The sequence below is a fragment of the Teichococcus aerofrigidensis genome (assembly GCF_054073225.1).
On the sequence record NZ_JBSXMU010000120.1, the window covers coordinates 1 to 9,434 of the forward strand.

The 9,434-nt window shown below is 72.5% G+C and carries 8 protein-coding genes; 6 read left to right on the forward strand and 2 right to left on the reverse strand.

Annotated elements, in window-relative coordinates:
- Positions 1-13: 13 nt before the first annotated feature.
- The gene (locus tag ACVMLK_RS17640) at positions 14-817 is read left to right on the forward strand and encodes a LysR family transcriptional regulator (RefSeq protein WP_457487142.1); all 804 of its coding nucleotides are present in this window, start codon (positions 14-16) and stop codon (positions 815-817) included.
- Between the two features lie 111 nt (positions 818-928).
- Positions 929-1,723 (forward strand): aldolase, encoded by a 795-nt coding sequence (locus ACVMLK_RS17645; RefSeq protein WP_198365336.1) that lies wholly within the window; start codon positions 929-931, stop codon positions 1,721-1,723.
- A gap of 20 nt (positions 1,724-1,743) precedes the next feature.
- Here the strand turns inward: ACVMLK_RS17645 and ACVMLK_RS17650 are convergent, their stop codons facing one another.
- A complete protein-coding gene (locus tag ACVMLK_RS17650) occupies positions 1,744-2,148 on the reverse strand; it encodes a ketosteroid isomerase-related protein (RefSeq protein ID WP_457487143.1) in 405 nt (134 codons plus the stop codon).
- An 80-nt stretch (positions 2,149-2,228) separates the two neighbouring features.
- Here ACVMLK_RS17650 and ACVMLK_RS17655 point away from each other — a divergent pair, with 80 nt between their 5' ends.
- From ACVMLK_RS17655 to ppdK, 3 genes are all read left to right on the forward strand, one after another.
- Positions 2,229-3,101, forward strand: coding sequence for a glycine--tRNA ligase subunit alpha (locus ACVMLK_RS17655; protein ID WP_422922597.1), 873 nt, complete (start codon positions 2,229-2,231; stop codon positions 3,099-3,101).
- 83 nt (positions 3,102-3,184) lie between these two features.
- Entirely contained in the window at positions 3,185-5,353 is a 2,169-nt protein-coding gene (gene glyS, locus ACVMLK_RS17660; protein WP_457487144.1) for a glycine--tRNA ligase subunit beta, read from the forward strand.
- A gap of 11 nt (positions 5,354-5,364) precedes the next feature.
- Positions 5,365-8,034, forward strand: a complete 2,670-nt coding sequence (ppdK, locus tag ACVMLK_RS17665) for a pyruvate, phosphate dikinase (protein WP_198365340.1) — start codon at positions 5,365-5,367, stop codon at positions 8,032-8,034.
- A gap of 89 nt (positions 8,035-8,123) precedes the next feature.
- Here the strand turns inward: ppdK and ygfZ are convergent, their stop codons facing one another.
- On the reverse strand, positions 8,124-8,942 hold the full coding sequence (ygfZ, locus tag ACVMLK_RS17670; RefSeq protein WP_457487145.1) for a CAF17-like 4Fe-4S cluster assembly/insertion protein YgfZ: 819 nt from the start codon (positions 8,940-8,942) through the stop codon (positions 8,124-8,126).
- Positions 8,943-9,070: 128 nt separating this feature from the next.
- On the opposite strand from ygfZ, the gene ACVMLK_RS17675 reads away from it, so the two are divergent.
- The coding region (locus tag ACVMLK_RS17675; RefSeq protein WP_457487146.1) for a glycosyltransferase family 9 protein at positions 9,071-9,434 on the forward strand (364 nt) is incomplete at its 3' end.

Here is a 9,434-nt window from a genome sequence, read left to right on the forward strand (position 1 = left end):
CGCTGGAAAGATAATGCCGGCACACCGCCTCGGGCGGGCGGGCGCGGCGGGGGGGGGCCTGACGCAATCCGCCGTCAGCCTGAAGGTGAAGCGCCTGGAGGAGCTGCTGCAGAAGCGCGTGCTGGAGCGCACCAGCCGCAGCATCGCGCTCACGCGCGAGGGCGAGACGCTGCTCGCCTATGCCCGCCGCATGCTGGCACTGAACGACGAGGCGGTGCGGCGGATGATCGCGCCGCCGGTGGCTGGCCGCCTGCGCCTCGGCGTCGCCGATCATTTCGTGCCGCGCAACCTGGCGCCCATCCTGGCCCGCTTCGCCCGCACCTTTCCCGAGCTGGCGCTGGAGATCGAGGTCGGCCGCAGCCATGAGCTGCGCGCGGCGCAGGAGCGGGGCGAGCTCGATCTGGTGCTGGGCAAGCGGCGGGATGGCGAGACCGAGGGGCGGCCGATCTGGACCGAGCCGATCGTCTGGGTCGCGGCGCCGGGCTGGGCACCGCCCGAGGGGCGGCCGCTGCCGGTAGCCATGCTGCCGCAGGGCTGCATGTTCCGCGACCGCGCCCTGGCCGCCCTGGCGCGGGCCGGGATGGAGTTCGAGGTGGTCTATGTCTCCGCCAGCCTGCTCGGCGTGGCGGCGGCGGCGCAGGCCGGCCTCGCCGTCACCGTGCTCGGCCGTTCCGGCCTGCCCGAGGGCCTGACCGAGCATCACGGTCTGCCGGCCCTGGGCGTCGCGGAGATGGCGGTGTTCGGCGACGCGACCGGGCAGAGCCAGCTGGTCGAGCCGCTGATCGGCTTCATCCGCGAGAGCATCGCCCCTGGCTGAGTCTCCTCTGGCCGAAGGCTCCCCCTTGGCCGAGCCCGGTTGCGCCCGGCCGGCACCGGCCGCAATCTGCCGGCCTTCACCCCCCTCCAGCCGCCCGAGGATGTCGCAGTCATGGCCCATTCCCTCGCCGCCTCCTCCGCCCCGGTGCCGAGCCTGGCGCACAACCACCCGCCGGAGGCGGAGGCGCTGCGGCGGGCGCGGGTCGATCTTGCCGCCTGCTTCCGCATGGCGGCGCGGCTCGGCCTGCAGGAGGGCATCTGCAATCACTTCTCCGCCGTGGTGCCGGGACGGCCGGATCTGTTCCTGGTCAATCCCCACGGCCTGTCCTTCGCCGAGGTGACCGCCTCCAGCCTGCTGGTCTGCGATTTCGACGGCAACGTGGTGGAAGGCCAGGGCCAGCCGGAGGCGACGGCCTTCTACATCCACGCCCGCATCCACGCCCTGAAGCCCCGCGCGCGGGTCGCCTTCCACACCCACATGCCGCACGCGACCGCGCTGGCCATGCTGGAGGGCGAGCCGCTGGTCTGGGCGGGGCAGACGGCGCTGCGCTTCTACGGCCGCACCGCGGTGGACGAGGACTACAACGGCCTGGCGCTCGACTCGCGCGAGGGCGACCGCATCGCCGGCAGCCTGGGCGAGGCCGACATCGTCTTCATGAAGAACCACGGCGTCATGGTGGTGGCGGAGACGATCGCCGAGGCCTGGGACGACCTCTACTACCTGGAGCGGGCGGCGCAGGCGCAGCTTCTCGCCATGTCCTCCGGCCGGGCGCTGAAGCCGGTGCCGGAGGAGGTGGCGCGCCGCGTGGCCGCGCAGGAGGCCGCCGGCCGGGCCGACAGCGCCCGGCTGCACCTCGACAGCGTCCGCCGCATCCTGACGCGGGAGAGCCCGGACTTCCTGGCCTGACCGGGGCGGGGCCCCCCGGCCTAGTCGCCGACCTGGGCGATCCAGTCGGCCAGGTTGTAGTAGTTGCTGACCCGGGCGATCAGCCCGTCCCGCAGCTCGAAGAAGGCGCCGGCCGGCAGCACGTAGGTCTGGCCCCGCGCCTCCGGCAGCCCGGCATCGGTCGCCAGGTAGGTGCCGTGCACGATGAACTCGCTGGCGGCGCGGCGGCCGCCCTCGCCGGACATCACCACGATGTCGCGCAGCTCCTCGCGGTAGTGCGCCGCCATGCGCAGCAGGAAGGCGCGGAACGCCGCCTTGCCCACCTCGCGGGCGCCCTGGTTGATGTCGTGCAGCACATCCTCGGTCAGCAGCGCCAGCATGCCCTCGACATCCCCGGCGTTGAAGGCGTCATAGTAGCTGCGGATCACGGTTTCGCTGGCGGCCATGGCCTGTGCCCTTCCTTGCGGGGGTGTGGGGCGGGTCTTATGGTGCGGCGCATAACACGGCCGCAAGCCCAAGACCCTGGATGATGACCGAGACGCCGAACCGGACCAAACCCCTCAGTTTCCAGGACATCATCCTGACGCTGCACCGCTTCTGGGCGGCGCGGGGCTGCGTGATCCTGCAGCCCTACGACATGGAGATGGGCGCCGGCACCTTCCATCCCGCCACCACCCTGCGGGCGCTCGGGCCGAAGCCCTGGAAGGCGGCCTATGTGCAGCCCTCCCGCCGCCCGGCCGACGGGCGCTATGGCGAGAACCCGAACCGGCTGCAGCACTACTACCAGTACCAGGTGATCCTGAAGCCGAGCCCGGCCGACCCGCAGGCCCTGCTGATCGAGAGCTACCGGGCGCTCGGCATCGACCCCGCGCTGCACGACATCCGCTTCGTCGAGGATGACTGGGAGAGCCCGACGCTGGGGGCCTGGGGCCTCGGCTGGGAGGTCTGGTGCGATGGCATGGAGGTGACGCAGTTCACCTACTTCCAGCAGGTCGGCGGCATCCCGGTGGACAAGCCCTGCGCCGAGCTGACCTACGGCCTCGAGCGGCTGGCGATGTACATCCAGGGCGTCGAGAACGTCTATGACCTCGACTTCAACGGCGAGGGCGTCACCTATGGCGATGTCTTCCTGCGCGCCGAGCGGGAGTACAGCGCCTTCAACTTCGAATTCGCCGACACGGCGCTGCTGTTCCAGCACTTCCGGGACGCCGAGGCCGAATGCGCCGCCCTGGTGGAGAAGCGCCTCGCCCTGCCGGCCTATGACCAGTGCATCAAGGCGAGCCACGCCTTCAACCTGCTCGACGCGCGCGGCGCCATCTCGGTGACCGAGCGCGCCAGCTACATCGGCCGGGTGCGCGCCCTGGCCAGATCCTGCTGCGAGACCTGGCTCGGCGGCTGAGGCCGCCCGCCCGAGACTGCCACGCCGGCGCCTGATTCGGCGCCGAGACTCCGCTCCGGCCCCTTTTCCCGCCAAGGCCCCCGATGCCCGAACTTCTGCTCGAACTCTTCTCCGAGGAAATCCCCGCCCGCATGCAGGCGCGCGCGGCTGAGGATCTGGCGCGGCTGATGGGCGAGGCGCTGAAGGGGGCCGGCCTGCCCGCGGAGGGGCTGCGCACCCTTTATGGTCCGCGCCGCCTGACGCTGGTGGCCGAGCTGCCGGCGGGGACGGCGGCGGTCGAGGAGGAGCGGCGCGGCCCGCGGGCCGGTGCCGCCGGCCCGGCGCTGGAGGGCTTCCTGCGCGCCACCGGCCTGCGCCAGGACCAGCTGGAGACGCGCGAGGTGAAGGGCGCCGCCTATCTCTACGCCGTCATCCGCCGCCCCGGCCGGCCGACGCAGGAGGTGCTGGCCGAGATCATCCCCGCCCTGCTGCGCCGTTTCCCCTGGCCCAAGTCCATGCGCTGGGGCGGCAGCAGCGATTTCATCTGGGTGCGGCCGCTGAAGCGCATCCTCTGCCTCTTCGGCGGCGCCGTGGTGCCGTTCACCCTGGCCCAGGGCGAGGATGACGGGCACGGCCTCGCCGCCTCGGACCGGACGGAGGGCCATCGCATCCTCTCGCCGGGCGAGGTGCGGGTGGTGGATTTCTCGGATTATGCGACGAAACTCGCGGCGCGATACGTGGTTATCGATCCCGCCGAGCGCGCGGCGCGGGTGCGGGACGGCATCGCGGCGCTGGCCGCGGCGCAGGGGGTCGAGGTGGTGCCGGATGAGGGGCTGGTGGCGGAGGTGGCGGGCCTGGTCGAGTGGCCGGTGCCGCTGCTCGGCCGCATTGACGAGGCCTTCATGGACCTGCCGGCCGAACTGATGCGCACCACCATGCGGGTGAACCAGCGCTACTTCGCCCTGCGCCGGCTGGATGGCGCGGCGGCGCCCTTCTTCGGCGTCGTCTCCAACATCGCCGCGCGCGATGGTGGCCTCGCGGTGGTCGGCGGCAATGAGCGGGTGCTGCGCGCCCGCCTCTCCGATGCCCGCTTCTTCTGGGATCTCGACCGCAGGCAGGCGCTGGAGAGCTACCTGCCGAAGCTCGACAGCGTGGTCTTCCATGCGAAGCTCGGCACCCAGGGGCAGCGCGTGGCGCGGCTGGCGCGGCTGGCGGAATGGCTAGCGCCAAGGCTCGGCGCCGAGCCGGCGCCCGCCGCCCGCGCCGCGCGGCTGGCCAAGGCCGATCTCGCCACCGGGCTGGTCGGCGAGTTCCCCGAGCTGCAGGGCATCATCGGGCGCTACTACGCGCTGAAGGACGGCGAGGAGGCCCGCGTGGCCGAGGCCATCGCGGCGCATTACCGGCCGCTCGGCCCGGGTGACTCGGTCCCGGCCGAGCCCGTCGCCATCACCGTGGCGCTGGCCGACAAGCTGGACCAGCTCGCCGGCTTCTTCGCCGTGGACGAGCGGCCGACCGGCTCGGGCGATCCCTATGCCCTGCGGCGCGCGGCGCTCGGCGTCCTTCGCATCCTGCGCGAGAACGGGCTGCGGCTGGATCTCGCCGACGCCATCGCCGAGGCCTTCTTCGGCTATCCGCAGGCGGTGGGCGCCACGGCGGAGCCCGAGTTCGGCATGGCCGTGGCCCAGGAGATGATGACGTCCGGCTGGCGGCCCGATCCGGCATCGGACCATCCGCCGATGGTCGCCGCCTTCGCCGCCGGCCTGCTGGGCTTCCTGGCCGACCGGCTGCGGGTGCAGCTGCGCGCCGAGGGCGAGCGGCACGACGTGCTGGCGGCGGTGGCGGCGCAGGGCGGCGCGGACCTCGTGCGCCTGCTGGCGCGCGCCGCCGCGCTGCGCGCCTTCCTGGAGGGCGAGGACGGCGCCAACCTGCTGGCCGCCTCCCGCCGCGCCGCCAATATCCTGCGCATCGAGGACCGGAAGGACGGGCCGCACCGGCCCGAGACCGATCCCGCCCTCTTCGTGGCCGAGGAGGAGAGGGCCCTCTCGGCCGCGCTGGACGCCGCCCTGCCGGCGGTGCTCGCGGCGCTGGAGGCGGAGCGGGACACCGAGGCCATGGCCGCGCTGGCGCGGCTGCGCGCCCCGGTCGATGCCTTCTTCGACCGGGTGGTGGTGAACGACCCCGACCCGGCGCGGCGCCGCAACCGCCTCGGCCTGCTGGCCCGGCTGGTGGCCGCGCTGGAGCGTGTGGCAGACTTTTCCAAGATAGAAGGCTAGAGGGACCCGAGATGCAGAAGTGGGTGTATGGCTTCGGCGCTGGCCGGAACGAGGGCGGTGCGGAGATGCGGAACCTGCTGGGTGGCAAGGGGGCCAACCTGGCGGAGATGGCGACGATCGGTCTTCCGGTGCCGCCCGGCTTCACCATCACCACCGAGGTCTGCACCTACTACTACCGGCACGGGAAGCAGTATCCGGCCGAGCTGAAGGGCCAGGTGGCGGAGGCGCTGTCGCGCGTCGAGGCGGCGGTCGGGCTGCGCTTCGGTGACGAGGCGAAGCCGCTGCTGGTCTCGGTCCGCTCCGGCGCGCGCGTCTCCATGCCGGGGATGATGGACACGGTGCTGAACCTCGGCCTGAACGACCGCACGGTGGAGGGGCTGGCGGCCGCCTCGGGCGATCCGCGCTTCGCCTGGGACAGCTACCGGCGCTTCATCCAGATGTACGGCTCGGTGGTGCTCGGCGTCGATCACCACCGCTTCGAGGAGATCATCGAGGACGCCAAGCTCGACAAGGGCGTCACCGAGGACACGGAGCTCACCGCCGAGGACTGGCGGCAGGTCGTCGCCGGCTACAAGCGGATGGTGGAGGAGGTGCTGGGCCAGCCCTTCCCGCAGGAGCCCGAGGCGCAGCTCTGGGGCGCGATCGGCGCGGTGTTCGGCTCCTGGATGAACCAGCGCGCCAACACCTATCGCCGCCTGCACGACATTCCGGCCGACTGGGGCACGGCGGTGAACGTGCAGGCCATGGTCTTCGGCAACATGGGCGAGGACTGCGCGACCGGCGTGTGCTTCACCCGCGATCCGTCCACGGGCGAGAACATCTTCTACGGCGAGTATCTCATCAACGCCCAGGGCGAGGATGTGGTGGCCGGCATCCGCACGCCGCAGCCGATGTCCGAGGCCCGCGCCAAGCCGGGCGAGCGCAGCATGGAGCAGGCCATGCCGGCGGCCTATGCCGAGCTGGTGCGGGTGCGCGAGACGCTCGAGAAGCACTACACGGACATGCAGGACATCGAGTTCACCGTGCAGCAGAACAAGCTGTACATGCTGCAGACCCGCAACGGCAAGCGCACCGCGGCGGCCAGCCTGAAGATCGCGGTCGACATGGCGCGCGAGGGGCTGATCGACGAGTCCGAGGCGGTGCGGCGCGTGGCGCCGAGCTCGCTCGACCAGCTGCTGCATCCGACGCTGGATCCCAAGGCCCCCCGCGACCTGCTGTCGAAGGGCCTGCCGGCCTCGCCGGGCGCCGCCTGCGGCACGGTGGTGTTCTCCGCCGACGAGGCCGAGGCGCGCGCCGCCAAGGGCGAGAGCGTCATCCTGGTGCGGATCGAGACCAGCCCCGAGGACATCCACGGCATGCATGCCGCCAAGGGCATCCTGACCACGCGCGGCGGCATGACCAGCCACGCGGCGGTGGTGGCCCGCGGCATGGGCCGGCCCTGCGTGGCGGGCGCCGGCGGCGTGGTGGTGGACTATCACAGCCAGCAGCTCTCGGCCGGCGGCAGGATCGTGCGGGCCGGCGAGACCATCACGCTGGACGGCGCCACGGGCGAGATCTTCCAGGGCGCCGTGGCCATGGTGGAGCCGCAGCTCTCGGGCGACTTCGCGACCCTGATGGGCTGGGCCGATCAGCACCGCCGCATGAAGGTGCGGGCCAATGCCGAGACGCCGCTCGATGCCGAGACGGCGCGCAAGTTCGGCGCCGAGGGCATCGGCCTGTGCCGCACCGAGCACATGTTCTTCGATCCCGAGCGCATTGGCGCCGTGCGGCAGATGATCATGTCGGAGAGCGAGGGCGGGCGGCGCGACGCGCTGGCCAAGCTGCTGCCCTTCCAGCGCAAGGACTTCATCGAGCTGTTCCGCATCATGGCCGGCCTGCCGGTGACGATCCGCCTGCTCGATCCGCCGCTGCACGAGTTCCTCCCCCACAAGGAGGAGGAGCTGGCCGAGGTGGCGGCCGGCCTCGGCGCCGACCTCGCCGCCATGAAGCGCCGCGCGGCCGATCTCTCCGAGGCCAATCCGATGCTCGGCCATCGCGGCTGCCGCCTCGGCGTGACCTATCCCGAGATCTATGAGATGCAAGCGCGCGCCATCTTCGAGGCCGCCGTCGCCACCGCCCGGGAGACGGGCCGCGCGCCGGTGCCGGAGATCATGATCCCGCTCGTCGGCATGCGGAAGGAGCTGGAGCTGACCCGCGCCCAGGTGGACAAGGTGGCGAAGGAGGTGTTCGCCGAGAGCGGCACCACCATCGAGTACCTGGTCGGCACCATGATCGAGCTGCCGCGCGCGGCGCTGACGGCCGATGCCATCGCCGGTGTCGCCGACTTCTTCTCCTTCGGCACCAACGACCTGACGCAGACCGTCTTCGGCCTGTCGCGCGACGATGCCGGCAAGTTCCTGCCCTACTACGTCGAGAAGGGCATCCTGCCGAAGGACCCCTTCGTCTCGATCGACCCCGAGGGCGTCGGCGCGCTGGTCGAGATCGCCAGCGAGAAGGGCCGCGGCGCCAGGCCAGGCCTCAAGCTCGGCATCTGCGGCGAGCACGGCGGCGACCCGGCCTCCATCCAGTTCTGCGAAAGCGTCGGCCTCGACTACGTCTCCTGCTCCCCCTACCGCGTCCCCGTCGCGCGACTCGCCGCGGCACAGGCGGCGCTGGCGGGCGGCTCCGACCGGACGGCGTGACGCCACCACCCGGGGCGGCGGTGCCGCCCTGGGGCTTCTCGGTGCCTCCTTGCGGCGGCGGTGCCGCCGCGGGGCCTTTCGGCGCCGCCCTATCCGGCGCGGCCCGGCAGGGCCATCCACTCCGGCACCGAGGCGCGCAGGGTCGCCTCGCCGCAGGACAGCGGCTCCCCCGGCGGCACGGCCAGGCGGATCAGCGCCAGCCCGCGTCCCGCCGCGCCCGACCGCATCTCGCCGACCTCGGCGCCGTCGCGCAGGATGGGCGTGCCGGGGGCGGGGAGCGGGCCCTCGACGGTGACGGGGAAGAGGCGCTTCTTCAGCAGGCCGCGATACTTCGTCCGGGCGGTCAGCTCCTGCCCCATGTAGCAGCCCTTGCTCCAGGAGACGCCGGACAGCTCGTCGAACCCGGCCTCCAGCAGCACGGTCTTCTCGCTCTCCAGGTCGCGCGAGCCGTCGGGCAGGCCGAGGGCCAGGCGGTGCCTGTCGTAATCCTCCGGCCCGGCATCGGCGACCAGGGCGCCGGGCGGCAGAAGGGCGCGCCAGCCGGCGCCGGCCAGGCGCGGATCGGGTGCGGCGAGCCCGGAGGGCATCGGCGAATCGCCCCAGCCGACGAAGACCGCGAGCCCCGCGGCCGGTGCCAGCGCCACCCTGGAGCGCAGGCGGAAGCGGGAGAGCTTCTGCAGCAGCATCTCCGCCTGCGCGGCCTCGGCGTCCAGCAGAAGCCGGCCGCCGTCGCTCAGCACGAAGAAATCCGCCAGCCACTTGCCCTGGGGCGTCAGCAGCGCCGACCAGACGGCGCGGCCCGGCGCCGCCTGCGCGACATCGTTGGAGACCAGGCCTTGCAGGAAGGCGACGCGGTCCTCGCCGGAGATCTCGATCGGGGCGCGGTCGGGGAGGGGAGCGATGGGCATGCCCTCCAATTGGGCGCGTCGGCGGCGGCGGACAAGCGCGGGGATGGATTCGCGCCCCGGGACGCAGGCCCCTTCGGCGATCCGCGTCCGGCGTGCTAAGCGCGCGCCGGACACATGAACACGATCCCATGCGCATCCTCTTCGTGACCGCCACCCGGATCGGGGATGCGGTGCTCTCCACCGGCCTGCTCGACCATCTGCTGCGGCAGTATCCCGCCGCGCGGATCACCATCGCCTGTGGTCCGGCGGCGGAGGGCATCTTCGCCCGCATGCCGAACAGGGAGGCCACCATCGTCCTCACCAAGCAGAGCTTCTCCCGGCACTGGCTGTCGCTCTGGCGGCAGGTGATCGGGCAGAGCTGGGATCTGGTGGTGGACCTGCGCGGCTCGGCCCTGTCCTGGATGGTGCGGGCGCGGCGGCGCGCGGTGATGCGCGGCGGACGGCGTGCGGGGCACCGGCTCGGCCATCTGGCGGCGGTGCTCGACCTCGACC